32 protein-coding genes are annotated in these 18522 nt (G+C 58.4%); all 32 read right to left on the bottom strand.

The features are described from left to right. Positions 1–139 precede the first annotated feature (139 nt). The 32 genes from dsbD to tuf all read right to left on the bottom strand — a co-directional run bounded on the left by dsbD (position 140) and on the right by tuf (position 18514). Entirely contained in the window at positions 140–2011 is a 1872-nt protein-coding gene (dsbD, locus tag HWY05_RS34870; RefSeq protein ID WP_035554765.1) for a protein-disulfide reductase DsbD, read from the bottom strand. Beyond that, the gene (cutA, locus tag HWY05_RS34875) at positions 2004–2330 is read right to left on the bottom strand and encodes a divalent-cation tolerance protein CutA (RefSeq protein ID WP_176061188.1); all 327 of its coding nucleotides are present in this window, start codon (positions 2328–2330) and stop codon (positions 2004–2006) included. The genes dsbD and cutA overlap by 8 nt, the downstream gene beginning before the upstream one ends. Positions 2331–2526: 196 nt before the next feature. Next, complete coding sequence (gene rplQ / locus HWY05_RS34880) at positions 2527–2919, bottom strand: 50S ribosomal protein L17 (RefSeq protein ID WP_035554761.1); 393 nt, start codon at positions 2917–2919, stop codon at positions 2527–2529. A 169-nt stretch (positions 2920–3088) separates the two neighbouring features. Continuing rightward, entirely contained in the window at positions 3089–4066 is a 978-nt protein-coding gene (rpoA, locus tag HWY05_RS34885; protein WP_006052226.1) for a DNA-directed RNA polymerase subunit alpha, read from the bottom strand. Between the two features lie 124 nt (positions 4067–4190). Further along, positions 4191–4814, bottom strand: coding sequence for a 30S ribosomal protein S4 (rpsD, locus tag HWY05_RS34890; protein ID WP_035554759.1), 624 nt, complete (start codon positions 4812–4814; stop codon positions 4191–4193). Positions 4815–4961: 147 nt separating this feature from the next. Next, the gene (gene rpsK, locus HWY05_RS34895) at positions 4962–5366 is read right to left on the bottom strand and encodes a 30S ribosomal protein S11 (RefSeq protein ID WP_006052224.1); all 405 of its coding nucleotides are present in this window, start codon (positions 5364–5366) and stop codon (positions 4962–4964) included. A 28-nt stretch (positions 5367–5394) separates the two neighbouring features. Continuing rightward, the gene (gene rpsM / locus HWY05_RS34900) at positions 5395–5760 is read right to left on the bottom strand and encodes a 30S ribosomal protein S13 (protein WP_012434566.1); all 366 of its coding nucleotides are present in this window, start codon (positions 5758–5760) and stop codon (positions 5395–5397) included. Between the two features lie 42 nt (positions 5761–5802). Next, positions 5803–5919, bottom strand: coding sequence for a 50S ribosomal protein L36 (gene rpmJ / locus HWY05_RS34905; protein WP_004199844.1), 117 nt, complete (start codon positions 5917–5919; stop codon positions 5803–5805). Positions 5920–5939: 20 nt separating this feature from the next. Next, positions 5940–6158: a translation initiation factor IF-1 gene (gene infA, locus HWY05_RS34910; protein WP_004521905.1), complete on the bottom strand. Its 219-nt coding sequence runs from the start codon at positions 6156–6158 to the stop codon at positions 5940–5942. 8 nt (positions 6159–6166) lie between these two features. Further along, positions 6167–7513, bottom strand: a complete 1347-nt coding sequence (gene secY, locus HWY05_RS34915; RefSeq protein ID WP_035554756.1) for a preprotein translocase subunit SecY — start codon at positions 7511–7513, stop codon at positions 6167–6169. Between the two features lie 48 nt (positions 7514–7561). Then, entirely contained in the window at positions 7562–7996 is a 435-nt protein-coding gene (rplO, locus tag HWY05_RS34920) for a 50S ribosomal protein L15 (protein ID WP_035554754.1), read from the bottom strand. Between the two features lie 29 nt (positions 7997–8025). Then, complete coding sequence (gene rpmD / locus HWY05_RS34925; RefSeq protein WP_007180126.1) at positions 8026–8208, bottom strand: 50S ribosomal protein L30; 183 nt, start codon at positions 8206–8208, stop codon at positions 8026–8028. Positions 8209–8218: 10 nt separating this feature from the next. Further along, positions 8219–8737 carry a 30S ribosomal protein S5 gene (rpsE, locus tag HWY05_RS34930; protein ID WP_006052219.1) on the bottom strand — a complete coding sequence of 173 codons (519 nt, stop codon included), beginning with the start codon at positions 8735–8737 and terminating at the stop codon, positions 8219–8221. A gap of 14 nt (positions 8738–8751) precedes the next feature. Then, positions 8752–9117 carry a 50S ribosomal protein L18 gene (rplR, locus tag HWY05_RS34935; RefSeq protein WP_006052218.1) on the bottom strand — a complete coding sequence of 122 codons (366 nt, stop codon included), beginning with the start codon at positions 9115–9117 and terminating at the stop codon, positions 8752–8754. A gap of 12 nt (positions 9118–9129) precedes the next feature. Continuing rightward, a complete protein-coding gene (gene rplF / locus HWY05_RS34940) occupies positions 9130–9660 on the bottom strand; it encodes a 50S ribosomal protein L6 (protein ID WP_035554753.1) in 531 nt (176 codons plus the stop codon). Positions 9661–9678: 18 nt separating this feature from the next. Next, on the bottom strand, positions 9679–10074 hold the full coding sequence (rpsH, locus tag HWY05_RS34945; protein ID WP_006052216.1) for a 30S ribosomal protein S8: 396 nt from the start codon (positions 10072–10074) through the stop codon (positions 9679–9681). 14 nt (positions 10075–10088) lie between these two features. Further along, positions 10089–10394, bottom strand: a complete 306-nt coding sequence (gene rpsN / locus HWY05_RS34950) for a 30S ribosomal protein S14 (protein WP_006052215.1) — start codon at positions 10392–10394, stop codon at positions 10089–10091. A 7-nt stretch (positions 10395–10401) separates the two neighbouring features. Further along, entirely contained in the window at positions 10402–10941 is a 540-nt protein-coding gene (rplE, locus tag HWY05_RS34955) for a 50S ribosomal protein L5 (RefSeq protein ID WP_006052214.1), read from the bottom strand. 17 nt (positions 10942–10958) lie between these two features. Continuing rightward, a complete protein-coding gene (gene rplX / locus HWY05_RS34960) occupies positions 10959–11267 on the bottom strand; it encodes a 50S ribosomal protein L24 (RefSeq protein WP_035554751.1) in 309 nt (102 codons plus the stop codon). 9 nt (positions 11268–11276) lie between these two features. Next, positions 11277–11645, bottom strand: coding sequence for a 50S ribosomal protein L14 (gene rplN / locus HWY05_RS34965; RefSeq protein WP_006052212.1), 369 nt, complete (start codon positions 11643–11645; stop codon positions 11277–11279). 290 nt (positions 11646–11935) lie between these two features. After that, a complete protein-coding gene (rpsQ, locus tag HWY05_RS34970) occupies positions 11936–12208 on the bottom strand; it encodes a 30S ribosomal protein S17 (RefSeq protein WP_007180129.1) in 273 nt (90 codons plus the stop codon). Beyond that, positions 12205–12399 (bottom strand): 50S ribosomal protein L29, encoded by a 195-nt coding sequence (gene rpmC / locus HWY05_RS34975; RefSeq protein WP_007180130.1) that lies wholly within the window; start codon positions 12397–12399, stop codon positions 12205–12207. The genes rpsQ and rpmC overlap by 4 nt, the downstream gene beginning before the upstream one ends. Before the next feature lie 10 nt (positions 12400–12409). Further along, positions 12410–12826, bottom strand: a complete 417-nt coding sequence (gene rplP / locus HWY05_RS34980; RefSeq protein WP_013340739.1) for a 50S ribosomal protein L16 — start codon at positions 12824–12826, stop codon at positions 12410–12412. 2 nt (positions 12827–12828) lie between these two features. Next, positions 12829–13626: a 30S ribosomal protein S3 gene (gene rpsC, locus HWY05_RS34985; RefSeq protein WP_035554750.1), complete on the bottom strand. Its 798-nt coding sequence runs from the start codon at positions 13624–13626 to the stop codon at positions 12829–12831. Positions 13627–13637: 11 nt separating this feature from the next. Next, positions 13638–13970 (bottom strand): 50S ribosomal protein L22, encoded by a 333-nt coding sequence (rplV, locus tag HWY05_RS34990; RefSeq protein ID WP_197070230.1) that lies wholly within the window; start codon positions 13968–13970, stop codon positions 13638–13640. Between the two features lie 7 nt (positions 13971–13977). Continuing rightward, positions 13978–14253 (bottom strand): 30S ribosomal protein S19, encoded by a 276-nt coding sequence (gene rpsS, locus HWY05_RS34995; protein ID WP_035554748.1) that lies wholly within the window; start codon positions 14251–14253, stop codon positions 13978–13980. 10 nt (positions 14254–14263) lie between these two features. After that, entirely contained in the window at positions 14264–15091 is an 828-nt protein-coding gene (gene rplB / locus HWY05_RS35000) for a 50S ribosomal protein L2 (RefSeq protein ID WP_035554746.1), read from the bottom strand. A 2-nt stretch (positions 15092–15093) separates the two neighbouring features. Then, positions 15094–15408 carry a 50S ribosomal protein L23 gene (gene rplW, locus HWY05_RS35005; RefSeq protein WP_007180135.1) on the bottom strand — a complete coding sequence of 105 codons (315 nt, stop codon included), beginning with the start codon at positions 15406–15408 and terminating at the stop codon, positions 15094–15096. Continuing rightward, positions 15405–16025 (bottom strand): 50S ribosomal protein L4, encoded by a 621-nt coding sequence (gene rplD, locus HWY05_RS35010; RefSeq protein ID WP_007180136.1) that lies wholly within the window; start codon positions 16023–16025, stop codon positions 15405–15407. Before rplD ends, rplW begins: the two co-directional genes overlap by 4 nt. After that, positions 16025–16684, bottom strand: coding sequence for a 50S ribosomal protein L3 (rplC, locus tag HWY05_RS35015; protein ID WP_074301417.1), 660 nt, complete (start codon positions 16682–16684; stop codon positions 16025–16027). Before rplC ends, rplD begins: the two co-directional genes overlap by 1 nt. A 201-nt stretch (positions 16685–16885) precedes the next feature. Continuing rightward, on the bottom strand, positions 16886–17197 hold the full coding sequence (gene rpsJ / locus HWY05_RS35020) for a 30S ribosomal protein S10 (RefSeq protein WP_006998489.1): 312 nt from the start codon (positions 17195–17197) through the stop codon (positions 16886–16888). Between the two features lie 126 nt (positions 17198–17323). Then, a complete protein-coding gene (gene tuf, locus HWY05_RS35025) occupies positions 17324–18514 on the bottom strand; it encodes an elongation factor Tu (RefSeq protein ID WP_035554720.1) in 1191 nt (396 codons plus the stop codon). Positions 18515–18522: the final 8 nt, after the last annotated feature.

An 18522-nucleotide genomic window follows, 5' to 3' on the forward strand; every position in this document is an offset into this window, starting at 1 on the left:
GGCTGCGCCTGGACAGAATTCACGGAAACGACACGCGAGTCGAATTGGGCTACGCGGCGGGCAACTCAGCACCCGGGCGTGTCGCCGCCACGCCGGCTACGCCACGGCTCGGGCACGCATAAAGCTCAACCAATCCCGCTCACGCTCCCGGCGCGCTCGCCCGGTCCAAACTACGCAAGAACTTATCCGCGGACTCGTACCCAACCACCCGCAGCACTTCCTTCCCGCCCTGATCGAAGAAAATGATGCCGGGCGGTCCGAACAGGCTGAAACGCTTGAGCAGCATTTGATCGTCCGCATTGTTCGCGGTAACGTCGGCGCGCAGCAGATTCATCTGTTTCAATTTCGCCTGCACACGCGGGTCGCTGAAGGTGAACTTCTCCATCTCCTTGCAGCTGACACACCAGTCCGCATAGAAATCGAGCATGGCGGGTTGAGCGGCCGTTTTGACGGCCTGGTCAAGCTCCGTTGATGAACGGACTGTCGCAAACGTCAGATCGTCCTGCGCCGCCGTACCGGGCTTATTGGCGGCATTAGCGACAGACGCCCCCTGGCCGCGTGCGGCCAACACCGCAAGCGGCCGCAGCGGATCGGACGATCCGGCCGCCAGACCGACCAGCAGCACCGCGGCCCAGATGGCAAGCGCCGCACCGAAACCCCGGCCCAAGCGACGCCAGACCGACACCTCAACGCCCGGCGCCGAGAACAACCCGAGTGACGCAGCGGCAATCAGCAGCCAGAGCGCGCTCAACAGCATGGTCGCGGTCGCGCCGAGCACCGGCCAGACGATCCACAGCGCAGCCGCGAGCAGCACCACGCCAAAGAAGACCTTGACGCCGTCCATCCACGCGCCCGCACGCGGTAACAGCGTGCCGGCGCCCAGCCCAAGGATCAGCAACGGCACGCCGAGTCCGAGGCCCATAGAGAACAGTGCAGCGCCGCCAAGCACGGCGTCGCCGGTATGTGCGATAAACGCGAGCACGGCAAACAGCGGCGCTGTCATACAGGCCCCAACGACCAGTGCCGACAACGCCCCCATCACAGCGACCGCGACGAACTTGCCGCCGGAACGTCCCGTCGATGCGCGCGACACACCGTCCTGCCAACGCTGCGGCAACGCGATATCGAAGCCCGCGATCAGCGTCAGCGCGAAAATCGTCAGCAGAACGCCGAACGCGCCGAGCACCCACGGATTCTGCAACCACGCGCCGAGACTCTGGCCGACCATCGCGGCGGCGACGCCCAGCGCGGTGTACACAAGCGCCATACCGATCACATACGCCAGCGACAAAGCAAAACCGCGGGCACGCGTCACCCGCGCGCCTTCTCCGATGATGATCGCAGACAGGATCGGAATCATCGGATACGAACACGGCAGCAAGCTGAGCACCGCGCCGGCGACGAAATAGAGCCCGATGATCGCGAAGAACCCACCGCCTTGCAGCAGCGACTGCGCATAGTCGGCGCTCGTGGCGCGCTCATACCAAGGCGCGCCGGCAGCCGGCGATTGCTGCGCGGCGGCAGGAGCCGGTGTGCTCACGGCTGCCTGCAAAGCATCGCCGCTGACGTGGTAGACGCGCTCCATCGGCGGATAGCAAATGCCGGCATCGGCGCAGCCTTGCGACGTCACGGCCAGATCAAAAGGCCCGCTGGCCTGCTTGATCGGGATGCGGATCGTCAGTTCGTTACGATACGTCTCGACATTCTTGTTGAAGGTCTGATCGAACTTCACGTGACCAGCGGGCAGTTGCGGCTCGCCGATCGTGGTCGTGCCGTTGCGGGTCGCGAAGGCGAAGCGCTCGCGGTACATGTAGTAGCCGTCCGCGATCTTGTAGGTCACGTCGACTTCGCCCGGTTTCTCCGTCGCGCTGAATTTGAAGGCAACCGCGGGGTCGAGAAAGTCGTCCGCGGCACGGGCGAGCGTGCCGAACTGCGCGAGTAAGAGGCTGGCGAGCAGCAGAAATACGGTGCGCAGCGCTGCGCGCGCACGTCGGTCAAGACCGTTAAACATGGAGGGGACGTTGGGTTTCAGCGGTGATCCACTGGCCGTACGCGGCGGATGCCGTCGCTTGCCACGAGAGGATTTCCGGCGTGTCGTAGGGATGATGCGTGTGAATGTATTGCTCAAGCTCCAACGCACGTGCGGAGCTGGTCTTGAACAGCAACTGGATCTCTTGCGCAGTCTCGATCGTGCCCTGCCAGTGATAGCTGGACTGCACGGCGCCTAGCTGCGTGACGCACGCGCATAACCGCGCGGCCAGCGCATCCGTAGCAAGTTTCTGAGCGACGGCCGCATCCGGAACCGTGGTCAGAATCAAGGTCACACTCAGGCTCACAACAGACTCCGGCGACGCACGATTCAGGTGCCGTTATCGTATCACCTAGCCCCATGCTCCCGCAGACGAGACCACGGCAAACAGACGACCTCGGGCGTTTTGTCGCGGCGGATATTTATCGAGCTCGCTTTCGGCTCCCAAAAACAAAAAAGCCAGGCTAGATGCCTGGCTTTTCTTTGGTGCTAAAAGCTTACTCAGCTTCTTGCACTTCGACTTCTTCAACTTCCGGACGGTCGAGCAGTTCGACCAGTGCCATCGGCGCATTGTCGCCATTGCGGAAGCCGAACTTCAGCACGCGCAGGTAGCCGCCCGGACGGGTAGCGTAACGCGGGCCCAGAACTTCGAACAGCTTCGTGACCGAGTCACGATCGCGCAGGCGGTTGAACGCCAGACGACGATTTGCCAGCGACGGCTTCTTGCCGAGCGTGATCAGCGGCTCGACAACTTTACGGAGTTCTTTTGCCTTCGGCAGCGTAGTCTTGATGACTTCGTGCGCGATCAGCGAGTTGGACATATTACGGAGCATTGCCAGACGGTGGCTGCTCGTGCGGTTCAGTTTCCGCAAACCATGACGGTGACGCATGTTAATTCCTTCGATTCAGAGTTTTGGTCCAGCTCTTCTATCGCACTCGATTCACCAGGAGGTGTGAGTGCACGGGCCGGTAGTAAAAAAAGACAAGACGCGGATTTTAAAGGAAAATCCGCGTCTTTGCCAGTGCAGCAGCGGGTTCTGTCCCGGTATGACTCTCGACTTACTTGTCCAGACCTGCCGGCGGCCAGTTTTCGAGCTTCATGCCAAGCGTCAAACCACGCGACGCCAGTACTTCCTTGATTTCGTTCAACGACTTGCGACCCAGATTCGGGGTCTTGAGCAGTTCGTTTTCCGTGCGCTGGATCAGATCGCCGATGTAGTAAATGTTCTCAGCCTTCAGGCAGTTCGCGGAACGAACCGTCAGTTCGAGATCATCGACCGGACGCAGCAGGATCGGATCGATCTGCGGCGCACGCGACGGCGCTTCCGCCGTTGCTTCGGTGCCTTCCAGAGCAGCAAACACCGACAGTTGATCAACCAGAATGCGAGCCGATTGACGGATCGCTTCTTCCGGCGAGATCACACCGTTCGTCTCGATGTTCATCACGAGCTTGTCGAGGTCGGTACGCTGTTCGACGCGAGCGCTTTCAACGGCGTAGCTCACACGGCGGACCGGCGAGAACGACGCGTCCAGCACGATACGGCCGATGATCTTGGCCGACTCTTCGCCATAACGACGCACATTGCCCGGCACATAGCCGCGGCCCTTTTCGACTTTGATCTGAACGTCGAGCTTACCGCCCTTCGACAGATGCGCAATCACGTGATCCGGGTTGATCACTTCGCAATCGTGTGCGAGTTCGATGTCGCCAGCGGTGACAACGCCTTCGCCTTCCTTGCGCAGCGTAACCGTCACTTCGTCACGGTTATGCAGCTTGAAGACCACGCCCTTCAGGTTCAACAACAGGTTGACCACATCCTCTTGCACACCGTCGAGCGTCGAATACTCATGTACGACGCCTGCGATCGTCACTTCGGTCGGCGCGTAGCCGATCATCGACGACAACAGCACGCGCCGAAGCGCGTTACCCAAGGTGTGGCCGTAACCGCGTTCAAACGGTTCCATGACCACTTTCGCATGGCTCTCGCCAAGCGATTCAACTGCGATGATCTTGGGCTTCAACAAACTGGTTTGCATAGGTTTTCCTTTTCAATACCCTCGGCTCGTTACACCGATAAGGCTGACCGGTAACAACCTGAAAATAAACAGCCGAGACGCCCCCTTGCGCAACGCAATCGGGGTGCCCCGGCCATTAATCCGATTACCGCGAATACAATTCGACGATCAGGCTTTCGTTGATATCGCCAGCGATGTCGCTGCGTTCCGGCTTCGACTTGAACGTGCCTTCGAACTTCTTCGAATCCACAGCGACCCAGCTCGGCAGACCGCCTTGCTCAGCCAGCGACAGCGCTTCGAGAATACGCGCTTGCTTCTTCTTCTGTTCGCGCACGGCAACGACGTCGCCTGCCTTCACTTGCATCGACGGGATGTTCGACACGACGCCGTTCACCGTGATCGCCTTGTGGCCGACCAGCTGACGCGCTTCAGCACGCGTCGAGCCGAAGCCCATGCGATACACGACGTTGTCCAGACGCGATTCGAGCAACTGCAGCAGGTTTTCACCCGTGTTGCCCTTCAGGCGGTCCGCTTCAGCGAAGTAACGACGGAATTGACGCTCAAGAACGCCGTAGATGCGCTTCACTTTTTGCTTTTCGCGCAACTGCGTACCGTAGTCGGACGTGCGTGCACCCGAGGTGCGGCCGTGCTGGCCGGGCTTGCTGTCGAGCTTGCACTTGTCAGCGAGCGAACGACGGGCGCTCTTCAGGAAGAGGTCAGTGCCTTCACGGCGGGACAGCTTGGCCTTAGGGCCGATATAACGTGCCACGTTGATTCCTTCTATGATTAATCACGCAGGTGCTCGCACTTGCGCTAGTTCGAACCCTTTGGGTCGAACGGTGGGCTTAGTCAATTCAATAGCACAAGCGGCCTGCCGCCGCGCAGGGCGGCAACAGGCGCTTGTAAAATCGGCGTCTTAGATACGACGACGCTTCGGCGGACGGCAGCCGTTGTGCGGGACCGGAGTCACGTCGGAGATCGCGGTGATCTTGATGCCAAGACCATGCAACGCGCGCACCGCCGACTCACGGCCAGGACCGGGGCCCTTGATCCGCACTTCGAGGTTCTTCACGCCGTATTCCATCGCCACGCGGCCTGCCGATTCGGCTGCCACCTGAGCTGCAAACGGGGTCGATTTACGCGAACCCTTGAAGCCCTGACCACCCGACGTTGCCCAAGCAAGTGCATTGCCTTGACGATCGGTGATCGTGATGATGGTGTTGTTGAACGACGCGTGAACGTGAACCACGCCCTCGGCGACGTTCTTCTTGACCTTCTTGCGAACGCGTTGCGCCGCGGAGTTGTTCGAAGCCTTAGCCATTACGTTTTCCTGTAACTGTCAGTTCCGCTTACTTCTTCAGCGATTGCGCTGCACGACGCGGACCCTTGCGCGTACGGGCATTCGTACGCGTACGTTGGCCGCGCAGGGGCAAGCCCTTACGATGCCGCACGCCACGGTAGCAGCCGAGATCCATCAGGCGCTTGATGTTCATCGTCGTTTCACGGCGCAGATCGCCTTCAACGATGAACTTGCCGACTTCTTCACGCAGCTTTTCGAGGTCTGCGTCGTTCAGGTCTTTGACCTTCTTCGAAAATGCCACACCAGCAGCGACGCAAATGTCGCGCGAGCGCGTGCGGCCGACACCGTAAATAGCCGTCAGGCCGATTTCGGTATGCTGGTGATTCGGGATGTTAACCCCTGCGATACGAGCCATTGTTTTTCCTCAAACAAAAAGCGCTAGCAAAAAGCGCGGCGTTCAGCCTTGACGCTGTTTGTGGCGCGGATCAGAGCTGCAAATCACGCGCACAACGCCTTTGCGCTTGATGATCTTGCAATTGCGGCAAATGCGCTTAACCGATGCCATCACTTTCATGATATTACCCTTTTTTCAAATCACTTCGCCCGGAACACGATCCGCGCACGCGACAGATCGTAAGGCGTCAATTCAACCGTCACCTTGTCGCCCGGCAAGATTCGGATGTAGTGCATCCGCATCTTGCCGGATATGTGTCCCAATACGACATGGCCGTTTTCCAGCTTCACCCTGAAGGTAGCGTTAGGCAGGTTTTCGATGACTTCACCCTGCATCTGGATAACATCGTCTTTGGCCATAAGTCCTTTCAACGCATCGGGACGCCGCCGCCTTTGAAATTAGCTTTCTTCAGCAGCGATTCATACTGTTGCGACATAACGTACGACTGCACCTGCGCCATGAAATCCATTGTGACGACGACAATGATCAGCAGCGACGTTCCACCAAAATAAAACGGCACGTTCCAGCGCAGTACCAGAAACTCGGGCAGCAGACAAACAAAAACGATATAGATCGCACCGGCCAGCGTCAGACGCGTCAAGATGCGGTCGATGTATCGCGCCGTTTGATCGCCCGGGCGGATGCCAGGGACGAAAGCGCCACTCTTCTTCAGGTTGTCGGCCGTTTCTCTGCTGTTAAACACCAATGCGGTGTAGAAGAAACAGAAGAAGACGATCGCCAACGCGTACAACAACACGTACACGGGTTGGCCTGGCTTAAGAGCTTCGGCCACGTTATGCAACGTGTCTGCGAACCAGCTGGTACGCGACCCCGAACTAAACCAGTTCAGGATGGTTGCCGGGAAGAGAATGATCGACGATGCAAAGATCGGCGGAATCACGCCCGACATGTTCAACTTCAGCGGCAGATGTGAAGACTGTCCGCCGTAAATCTTGTTGCCGACTTGCCGCTTCGCGTAGTTCACAAGAATCTTGCGCTGGCCGCGTTCAATGAACACCACCAGATACGTCACTGCAGCAATCAGCGCGACCACGATAATCGCCGAGATGATGCTCATCGAGCCGGTTCGCACCAGTTCGAAAAGACCACCGATCGCGTTCGGGAAGCCCGCCGCAATACCGCCGAAAATGATGATCGAGATACCGTTGCCAAGCCCGCGCTCCGTGATCTGCTCACCCAGCCACATCAGGAACATCGTGCCAGTCACCAGCGTCACGACCGTCGTCAAACGAAACACCATCCCCGGATCGATCACCAAGCCCGGCTGATTTTCCAGTGCGACGGCAATGCCAAATGCCTGGAACGTCGCCAGCAGAACTGTGAAGATACGCGTGTACTGCGTAATCTTCCGCTGTCCCGCCTGCCCTTCCTTTTTTAGCGCTTCCAACTGCGGCGACACAATCGCCAGCAGCTGCATGATGATCGACGCCGAAATGTACGGCATGATCCCCAGCGCAAAAATCGTGAACCGCGAAAGCGCACCACCCGAAAACATGTTGAACATGCCAAGGATGCCGCCCGACTGGCTTTGGAACAACTTTGCCAGTTGGTCCGGGTCAATACCCGGCACCGGAATATGCGCGCCGATACGATAGACGATCAACGCCAGCAGCAAAAACACTGCTCGCCGACGCAGATCGCCAAACTTCGCCGCGCCGCGACCGGGTTTTGCGAGACTCGGGCTGTTAGCCAAGTACCTTCTCCGATGCTAATGCTAGTGACGGCAAAATCGACTTGCGCGTTACTCGGCGAACGAGCCGCCGGCTGCTTCGATAGCGGCGCGCGCACCCTTCGTCGCACCCAGACCCTTCACAACGACCTTGCGCTTCAACTCGCCGGTTTTGATGATCTTGGCGCTCGTGATCATCTCGCCAATCAGGCCGGCTTGTTTCAGAGCCAACAGATCGATTTCGTCGACCGGCAGCTTCTCCAGATCAGAGAGGCGCACTTCACCAACGAATTCCTTCGTCAGCGAAGTAAAGCCACGCTTCGGCAGGCGACGTTGCAGCGGCATTTGACCGCCTTCGAAGCCAACCTTGTGAAAGCCGCCCGAACGCGACTTCTGACCTTTGTGACCACGGCCAGCGGTCTTGCCGAGGCCGGAGCCGATGCCGCGACCAACGCGACGCTTTGCGTGCTTCGCGCCTTCAGCCGGCTTCAGGTTATTCAATTCCATTATCAACTCCTTGAGTCCTGGTCAGCCGCTTAGCTGATGACCTTAACGAGGTACGAAACCTTGTTGATCATGCCGCGCACAGCCGGCGTGTCCTGCAACTCGCTAACCGAGTTGAGTCGGCGCAGGCCCAAGCCACGCACCGTTGCACGATGCGTTTCACGGGTGCCGATCAGGCTCTTGACGAGCTGGACCTTGACAGTTTTATCAGACATGGTGTCCACCTTAGCCCAGAATATCTTCGACGGACTTGCCGCGCTTCGCCGCGATATCACCCGGCGTCGACTGCTTGCGCAGACCGTCGAGCGTTGCACGAACGAGGTTATACGGGTTCGTCGAACCGTGGCTCTTGGCCACAACGTTCTGCACGCCCATCACGTCGAACACTGCGCGCATCGGACCGCCGGCGATCACACCAGTACCATCCTTGGCCGGAGCCAGGAGGACCATCGATGCGCCGTGCTTACCGTGCACTTCGTGTTGCAGGGTCCCGTTCTTCAACGGCACCTTGAACATGTTGCGGCGAGCCTGTTCCATCGCCTTCTGAACAGCGACCGGCACTTCCTTCGCCTTGCCCTTGCCCATACCGACGCGGCCATCACCATCGCCAACCACGGTCAGAGCGGCGAAGCCGAGAATCCGGCCACCCTTCACGACCTTGGTCACGCGGTTGACCGAAATCATTTTTTCACGAAGGCCGTCGTCGCGTTCGTCAGCCTGAACTTTCGCTTGCATCTTTGCCATGACGAATTCTTCCCTTAGAACTTGAGTCCGGCTTCGCGCGCCGCATCAGCCAGCGCTTTCACGCGGCCGTGGTAACGGAAACCCGAACGGTCGAAGGCGACGGATTCGATGCCGGCAGCCTTAGCCTTTTCTGCGATGCGCTTACCAATCAGAGTGGCAGCAGCGACGTTGCCGCCCTTGCCCGTCTGATCAGCGAGTTGCGCACGCACTTCGGCTTCGAGCGTCGACGCGCTAGCGAGCACCTTGGTGCCACACGGCGAGAACACTTGCGCATAGATGTGCGTGTTCGTGCGATGCACGGCGAGACGCGCGACCTGCAGCTCAGCGATCTTGATACGCGTCTGACGAGCGCGGCGCAGGCGAGATTGAGTCTTATCCATGATTGCGCACCCTTACTTCTTCTTCGTTTCTTTGAGGATCACAACCTCGTTGGCGTAACGCACACCCTTGCCCTTATAGGGCTCCGGCGGGCGATAGCCGCGCACTTCTGCAGCGACTTGGCCAACTTGTTGCTTATTGATCCCCTTGATCACGATTTCGGTTTGCGTCGGGGTTTCAGCCTTGACGCCTTCCGGCATCTGGTGCACCACGGGGTGCGAGAAACCCAGCGACAGGTTCAGCTTGTCGCCTTGCGCCTGCGCGCGGTAACCGACGCCAACCAGCGTCAGCTTGCGCTCGAAACCCTTCGTCACGCCGTTCACCATGTTCGCAACCAGTGCGCGCATCGTGCCCGACATCGCATTCGCTTCGCGGCTTTCGTCAGCCGGCTCGAATTTCAGCGTGCCGTTGTCGTTCACCACCTTCACGAGGCTGTTAGCAGCCTGCGAAATCGTACCCAGCGGGCCCTTGACGGTAATACGTTCGTCGCTCAGGGCCACTTCTGCGCCTTCCAGCGCGATCGGGCTTTTACCTACTCGAGACATGTTTCTCTCCTTTCGGCCTTAAGCGACGTAGCAGATGACTTCGCCGCCAACGCCCGTTGCACGCGCCTTGCGGTCCGTCATCACGCCCTTCGGCGTCGACACGATTGCCACGCCGAGGCCATTCATGACCACAGGGATGTCGTTACGGCCGCGGTACACACGCAGACCAGGCTTCGAGACGCGCTCAATGCGTTCGATCACCGGACGGCCAGCGTAGTACTTCAACACGATGTTCAATTCAGATTTCGCACCTTCGGACTTCACTGCGAAATCATCGATATAGCCTTCGTCCTTAAGGACTTGCGCAATCGCAACCTTGACTTTCGACGAGGGCATAGTCACCGAGACTTTCTCAACCATCTGCGCATTGCGGATGCGAGTCAGCATATCGGCGATAGGATCACTCATGCTCATTTACGTTTCTCCTATTACCAGCTCGCCTTGGTCAGGCCAGGGATCTCGCCGCGGAACGCGATTTCGCGAATCTTGTTACGCGCCAGCCCGAATTTACGGAACGTACCGCGCGGACGACCAGTAATTGCGCAACGATTGCGCTTACGGGTCGGGTTAGAGTTGCGCGGCAGTTGTTGCAGTTCCAGACGTGCTGCGTAATGCTCTTCGTCCGACTTGCTCATATCGCCAATGATCGCCTTCAACTCCGCACGCTTGGGAGCGTACTTAGCAGCGAGGCGAGCACGCTTCTTTTCACGTTCGATCAGTGCCAGTTTAGCCACGGTAACCTCAGTTTCTGAACGGGAACTTGAAGCTGGCGAGCAGAGCCTTTGCTTCGTCGTCGGTCTTCGCAGTCGTCGTGATGCTGATGTTCAGCCCACGCAGTGCGTCGATCTTGTCGTAGTCGATTTCGGGGAAAATGATCTGCTCTTTCACACCGATGTTGTAATTGCCGCGACCATCGAACGCACGACCCGAGACGCCACGGAAGTCGCGCACGCGGGGGAGCGCAACCGTCACGAAACGATCCAGAAATTCGTACATTGCCTGACCGCGCAACGTCACCATTGCACCGATCGGATAGCCTTGACGGATCTTGAAGCCAGCGATTGCCTTGCGTGCCTTCGTGATCACCGGCTTCTGGCCTGCGATCTTCGTCAGGTCGCCAACGGCGTTTTCGATGATCTTCTTGTCAGCAACCGCTTCGCCAAGGCCCATGTTCAGGGTGATCTTGGTGATACGCGGCACTTCCATCACGGACTTGTAACCGAACTTCTCGATGAGGCCGGGCACAACCTTTTCTTTGTAAAACTCTTGCAAACGAGCCATTTTTTTACTCCGCAGCGTCAAGCGCTCAGCTCGGCACCGGTCGTTTTAAGGAAACGGACTTTCTTGTCTCCTTCGACCTTGATGCCTACACGCGACGCCTTGCCATTCGCGTCGACCAATGCGACGTTCGAAATTTGCAGCGGCATCGTCTTGGCTTCCACACCGCCCGTCGTACCCTTCATCGGGTTCGGCTTGACGTGTTTCTTGACGAGATTGATGCCCTCGACAATAACTTTGCTTTCGCCAACGGACAGCACGACGCCGCGCTTGCCTTTATCTTTGCCGGTGATGACGATAACTTCGTCACCCTTGCGAATCTTGTTCATCGCGACTCCTTACAGCACTTCAGGTGCCAGCGAAACGATCTTCATGAATCGTTCGCTACGCAACTCGCGCGTGACAGGCCCGAAAATACGGGTGCCAATAGGTTCGAGCTTGGCATTCAACAACACGGCGGCGTTGCCATCAAACTTGATCAGCGAGCCGTCCTGACGGCGCACGCCCTTGGCGGTGCGAACCACCACGGCGTTATAAATCTCGCCTTTCTTCACGCGCCCGCGCGGCGTTGCTTCTTTGACGGTCACCTTGATGATGTCGCCAATGCTGGCATAACGACGCTTCGAGCCGCCGAGCACCTTGATGCACATGACTTCACGTGCACCCGTGTTGTCGGCCACTTCAAGCCGAGTTTCGGTCTGGATCATGGTTTATCTTTCCCAACTTAATCCGGCCACACCACCATGGCGTACCCGGTCAGTCTTGGTCCCGTCAGCCAATCGGCTGCTTGGGTATGAACAGCAGCGACGGCAAACGAAACCCGCCATCGCAATCCGGTGAATCCTACGGAACAGACTGGCGCCCGAACCGCTTCCCCCACCAACTTCGCCCGCGACGGGGCTCCCATAAAAGAGGGAAGACCGAGATCATATCACATAACCCCGGTCTTGCAAGCGAAACTTACTGCGATTTCAATTACTTCTACAACTTTGCGGCGTCAGATGACGCGAGCAGCCTCGACCAAGCGAGCCACAACCCAAGCCTTCGTCTTCGAAATCGGACGTGTTTCCTGGATTTCAACGAGGTCACCCTCGTTGTACGTGTTCGCATCGTCGTGCGCGTGGTACTTCTTCGAACGCACAACGTATTTGCCGTAGATCGGGTGCTTCACGCGGTGCTCAACCAGCACGGTGACCGTCTTGTCCATCTTGTTGCTGACGACCTTGCCGACCAGCGTCCGCTTGAGCGAGGTTTTTACGCTATCGTTCATTTCTGGTTCGCCTTCTCAGTCAGGACGGTCCGCACGCGTGCGATGTCGCGACGAACCTTCTTCAGCTGGCTCGTGTTCGTGAGCTGCTGGGTCGCGAGTTGCATGCGCAGGCCGAATTGCGCCTTCAACAGGTCCGACAGCTCCTTGTTGAGCGCGGCCTGATCTTTCTGGTGAAGTTCGGAAGCCTTCATCATTTGCTCCTTAGGCGCCGAGCTGACGCACGATAAACGTCGTCTTAAGCGGCAGCTTAGCTGCAGCCAGACGGAACGCTTCGCGTGCCAGCTCTTCGGTTACGCCGTCCATTTCGTACAGCATCTTGCCCGGTTGAATCTCTGCGACGTAGTACTCAGGGTTACCTTTACCGTTACCCATCCGTACTTCAGCCGGCTTATGCGAGATCGGCTTGTCCGGGAAAATGCGGATCCAGATACGGCCACCACGCTTGATGTGACGCGTCATTGCACGACGTGCCGCTTCAATCTGGCGTGCAGTCAAGCGACCGCGACCGATAGCCTTCAGGCCGAACTCACCGAACGACACTGCGTTACCGCGGGTGGCGACACCGGTGTTACGACCCTTCTGTTCTTTGCGATACTTTCTGCGTTTCGGTTGCAGCATCGTTATTCTCCAGTCTTACCGTCACCGCCAGCACGACGAGGAGCGCCACGGCGTGCACCTGCCGGACCGCCACCTTCACCATCGCGACGCGGACGGCGATCGCCACCCGGACGTGCATTGCGGCGCGGACGCTTTTCTTCGGCGACTTCTTCAACCACCGGTGCATCGTTGCGGCCGAGCGTATCGCCCTTATAGACCCACACCTTCACACCGATGATGCCGTACGTCGTCTTCGCTTCCGAAGTTGCGTAGTCGATATCAGCGCGCAGCGTATGAAGCGGCACGCGACCTTCGCGATACCATTCCGTACGAGCGATTTCGATACCGTTCAGGCGGCCTGCGCTCATGATCTTGATGCCTTGAGCACCCAGACGCATTGCGTTTTGCATCGCACGCTTCATTGCGCGGCGGAACATAATCCGACGCTCAAGCTGTTGCGTGATCGAATCGGCGATCAGTTGCGCATCGGTTTCCGGCTTACGGATTTCTTCGATGTTGACGTGAACCGGAACGCCCATACGGCGTTGCAGTTCCGACTTCAGCAGTTCGATATCCTCGCCCTTCTTACCGATGACGACACCCGGACGCGAGCTATAAATCGTGATGCGCGCGTTTTTTGCCGGACGCTCGATAACGACGCGACCAACAGAAGCGTTCTTCAGCTTCTTCTTCAGGTATTCACGAACACCGATGTCTTCCTGCAACATCGCCGCGAAATTGTTGTTGTTCGCGTACCAACGCGACGCCCAATTGCGGCTGACGGCCAAACGGAAGCCAGTCGGATGAATTTTCTGTCCCATCGTATGACCCCTTAATTCCCGACCGTCACAGTGATGTGACAGGATTGCTTCTCGATGCGGTTACCGCGGCCTTTAGCGCGCGCAGTAAAACGCTTCAGCGATGCAGCCTTGTCGACCATGATGCTCGTTACTTTGAGCTCGTCGATATCAGCGCCTTCGTTATGCTCCGCATTCGCGATCGCCGACAGCACAACCTTTTTCACGATTCCCGCAGCCTTCTTCGGCGAGAACGTCAGAACGTTCAGCGCCTTGTCGACCGGCAAACCGCGGATCTGGTCAGCCACAAGGCGCGTTTTCTGCGCCGAGATGCGGGCACCGCGATGAATTGCTTTCACTTCCATCATGAGCCCCTTATTTCTTAGCCTTCTTGTCGGCTGCATGACCCTTGAACGTACGGGTCAGTGCGAACTCGCCAAGCTTGTGGCCGACCATGTTTTCCGAGACATACACCGGAACGTGTTGACGGCCGTTGTGGACGGCGATCGTCAGACCGATGAAATCCGGGAGGATCGTCGAGCGACGCGACCAGGTTTTGATCGGCTTCTTATCCCGCGAAGCTGCTGCCGCCTCAACTTTCTTCAGCAAATGGGCGTCGCAGAACGGACCTTTTTTTACAGAACGTGCCATTGCCTACTCCTTAACGCTTGTGACGGCGCTGGACGATCATGCTCGTCGTGCGCTTGTTGCTGCGGGTGCGATAACCCTTAGCAGGCGTGCCCCACGGGCTCACCGGATCGCGACCTGCAGCCGTCTTGCCTTCACCACCGCCGTGCGGGTGATCGACCGGGTTCATTGCAACGCCACGCACCGTCGGACGGATACCGCGCCAGCGGTTCGCGCCAGCCTTACCGATTTGACGGAGACTATGCTCTTCGTTGCCAACTTCACCAATCGTCGCGCGGCATTCAACGTGAACGCGGCGGATTTCACCGGAGCGCAGGCGGACCTGTGCGTAGATGCCTTCACGAGCCAGCAACATCGCCGACGTACCAGCCGAACGCGCCATTTGCGCGCCCTTGCCCGGCAGCATTTCGATGCAGTGGATCGTCGTACCGACCGGAATGTTGCGGATCGGCAGCGTGTTACCAGCACGGATCGGCGCTTCGGAACCGGACATCAGTTGCTGACCGACGGTGAGACCCTTCGGAGCAATGATGTAGCGCCGTTCGCCGTCTGCGTACAGAACCAGCGCGATGTTCGCGCTACGGTTCGGATCGTACTCAAGACGCTCGACCTTCGCTGCGATACCGTCCTTATTGCGACGGAAATCGACGACACGATAGTGATGCTTGTGACCACCACCCTTATGACGCGTGGTGATGTGGCCGTTGTTGTTACGGCCGGCGGTCGAGGATTGCGCGTCGAGCAGCGGTGCGAACGGCTTGCCCTTATGCAGATCCTTGTTGACCACCTTGACCATCGCGCGGCGACCCGGCGAAGTCGGCTTAACTTTAACGATTGCCATGATTACTTGGCCTCCGCTTCAAAGTTGATTTCCTGGCCGGGCTTCAGGCAGACGTACGCCTTCTTCACGTCTTTGCGCTTGCCCATGAAGCGACCAAAGCGTTTGGCTTTGCCCTTCGAAACCAGCACGTTGACGGAATTGACTTCCACCTTGAACAGCAGCTCGACGGCAGCTTTCACTTCCTGCTTCGTAGCATCGGGCGCGACTTCGAACACAACCTGCTCGTTCTTGTCGGCCACCAGCGTCGCCTTTTCGGAGATCACCGGCGCGAGCAGGACCTGCATCAAACGATGATCGTTTTTGCGAATCTCGCTCATGACAGCAACTCCTCGATCTGGGCGACCGCAGCCTTCGTGATCAGGATCTTCTTGAAGTAGATCAGCGACAGCGGGTCGGCGTAACGCGGCTCGACAACCGCCACGTGGGCAAGGTTGCGCGACGCGAGGTACAGGTTTTCATCAACCGTGTCGGTAATCACCAGCACGGAATCGAGACCCATCGCCTTGAATTTTTCGGCCAGCAGCTTCGTCTTCGGCGCTTCGAGCGTCAGCTCGTCGACCACCGAGATGCGGCCTTCGCGGGCCAACTGCGAGAAGATCGAGCAGAGGCCTGCGCGATGCATCTTCTTGTTAACCTTGTGCGAAAAGTTTTCTTCCGGCGAATTCGGGAAGATACGGCCACCGCCGCGCCACAACGGGCTCGACGACATACCGGCACGAGCGCGGCCCGTACCCTTCTGGCGCCACGGCTTCTTGGTCGTGTGCTTGACTTGCTCACGATCTTTCTGCGCGCGGTTGCCGCTACGGGCATTCGCCTGGTACGCAACCACGACCTGGTGAATCAGGGCTTCGTTGTAATCGCGACCGAACACGACGTCCGACGCGCTAACGCCTGCACCTTCCTGACCATTGGCATTCAGGAGCTTAAGTTCCATTATTTCGCTCCTTTCACGGCACGCGTCTTCACGGCCGGCGTAACGAATACCTTGCCACCCTTCGCACCCGGAACGGCGCCCTTGACCAGCAACAGCTTGCGGTCAGCGTCGATACGAGCGATTTCGAGGTTTTGCACCGTTACCGTGTCGTCACCCATGTGACCGGTCATGCGCTTACCCGGGAAAACACGACCCGGATCCTGCGCCATACCGATCGAACCCGGCACGTTGTGCGAGCGCGAGTTACCGTGCGATGCACGGCCGGATGCGAAGTTGTAACGCTTGATGGTACCGGCATAGCCCTTACCGATCGACACGCCTTGCACGTCGACCTTCTGGCCTACTTCGAACAGCTCGGGACCAACCACGGTGCCGTTCGACAACTCGGCAGCCTTAGCGGCATCGATCTGGAATTCTTTGAGGATTTCACCGGCTTGAACACCGGCTTTGGCGAGATGACCGGCCAACGGCTTCGTCACGCGCGATGCACGGCGCGTACCGAATGCAACCTGCACGGCCGTGTAGCCGTCGGTTTCAACAGTCTTGATCTGCGTCACTCGGTTGTCGGACACGTCCAGCACGGTAACGGGAATCGAATCCCCTTCTGCCGTGAAGATACGGGTCATGCCAACCTTGCGACCTACGAGTCCAAGGCTCATCGTTTTCTCCATTCCCGACTGCGATTGGTCGGGGCTAATTTACAAAATGCCGGCGCCGTTTCGGGCATGAATTCATACTGCAGCACACCGACTTTTTTGCGCAAATGCGCGAAAAGCCCACTATTATAGCGAGGCCTTTCGTTTTCCGCAAGCAATCAATGACTTAGCGTTGCCCTGCGGACTGGGCAACCGCTGGAAGCCTTATTGCAGCTTGATTTCGACGTCTACGCCGGCCGGCAGATCCAGCTTCATCAGTGCGTCGACCGTCTTGTCCGTCGGGTCAACGATGTCCATCAGGCGTTGGTGCGTACGGATTTCGAGCTGATCGCGCGACGTCTTGTTGACGTGCGGCGAACGCAGGATGTCGAAGCGCTGGATGCGGGTCGGCAGGGGCACCGGACCGCGAACGATTGCGCCGGTCCGCTTTGCCGTGTCCACAATCTCAGCTGCCGATTGATCGATCAGGCGATAGTCGAAAGCCTTCAGGCGAATACGGATTTTCTGGTTCTGCATGACAATTCCTTGGAAAGAGCGAGGCGGTATTGCGCCGCCAGATAGTAAAAGAACGTAGAGCCGGGCGCCCGCTGTGGGCCGGCGCCCGGCTCCGGGCACCACTTACTGCAACTTCAATCCGCGATTTTACTCGAGGATCTTGGCAACCACACCAGCGCCGACCGTACGGCCGCCTTCGCGAATTGCAAAGCGCAGACCTTCTTCCATCGCGATCGGGTTGATCAGCTTCACCGTGATCGACACGTTGTCGCCCGGCATGACCATTTCCTTGTCCTTCGGCAACTCGATCGAGCCCGTCACGTCCGTCGTACGGAAGTAGAACTGCGGACGATAGTTGTTGAAGAACGGCGTGTGACGGCCACCTTCGTCCTTGCTCAGCACGTACACTTCAGCCGTGAAGTGCGTGTGCGGGTTGATCGAACCCGGCTTCGCCAGAACCTGGCCACGCTCCACGTCTTCACGCTTCGTGCCGCGCAGCAGGATACCAACGTTGTCGCCTGCCTGACCCTGGTCGAGCAGCTTGCGGAACATTTCCACGCCCGTGCAGGTCGTCTTCACCGTCGGCTTGATACCGATGATTTCGATTTCTTCGCCGACCTTCACGACACCACGCTCGATACGACCCGTCACCACCGTGCCGCGACCCGAGATCGAGAACACGTCTTCCACCGGCATCAGGAACGCGCCGTCAATTGCACGCTCCGGCGTCGGGATGTACGTGTCCAGCGCGTCGGCCAGACTCATGATCGCCACTTCACCCAGCTCGCCCGTGTCGCCTTCCAGCGCCAGTTTGGCCGAACCCTTGATGATCGGCGTGTCGTCGCCCGGGAAGTCGTACTTCGACAGGAGTTCGCGAACTTCCATCTCGACCAGTTCCAGCAACTCAGCGTCGTCCACCATGTCGCACTTGTTCAGGAACACGATGATGTACGGAACGCCAACCTGACGCGCCAGCAGGATGTGCTCACGCGTTTGCGGCATCGGGCCGTCTGCAGCCGAGCACACCAGGATCGCGCCGTCCATCTGCGCGGCGCCCGTGATCATGTTCTTCACATAGTCAGCGTGACCCGGGCAGTCGACGTGTGCGTAGTGGCGATTAGCCGTTTCGTACTCGACGTGTGCCGTGTTGATCGTGATACCACGCGCCTTTTCTTCCGGCGCCGCGTCGATCTGGTCATACGCCTTCGCTTCGCCGCCAAACTTCTTGGTCAGAACCGTCGTGATCGCTGCCGTCAGCGTGGTCTTGCCGTGGTCAACGTGACCGATCGTGCCGACGTTCACGTGCGGCTTGGTCCGTTCGAATTTACCTTTAGCCATGTTTCTCT

Source organism: Paraburkholderia sp. BCC1876 (assembly GCF_902833695.1).
Classification (GTDB): Bacteria; Pseudomonadota; Gammaproteobacteria; order Burkholderiales; family Burkholderiaceae; genus Paraburkholderia.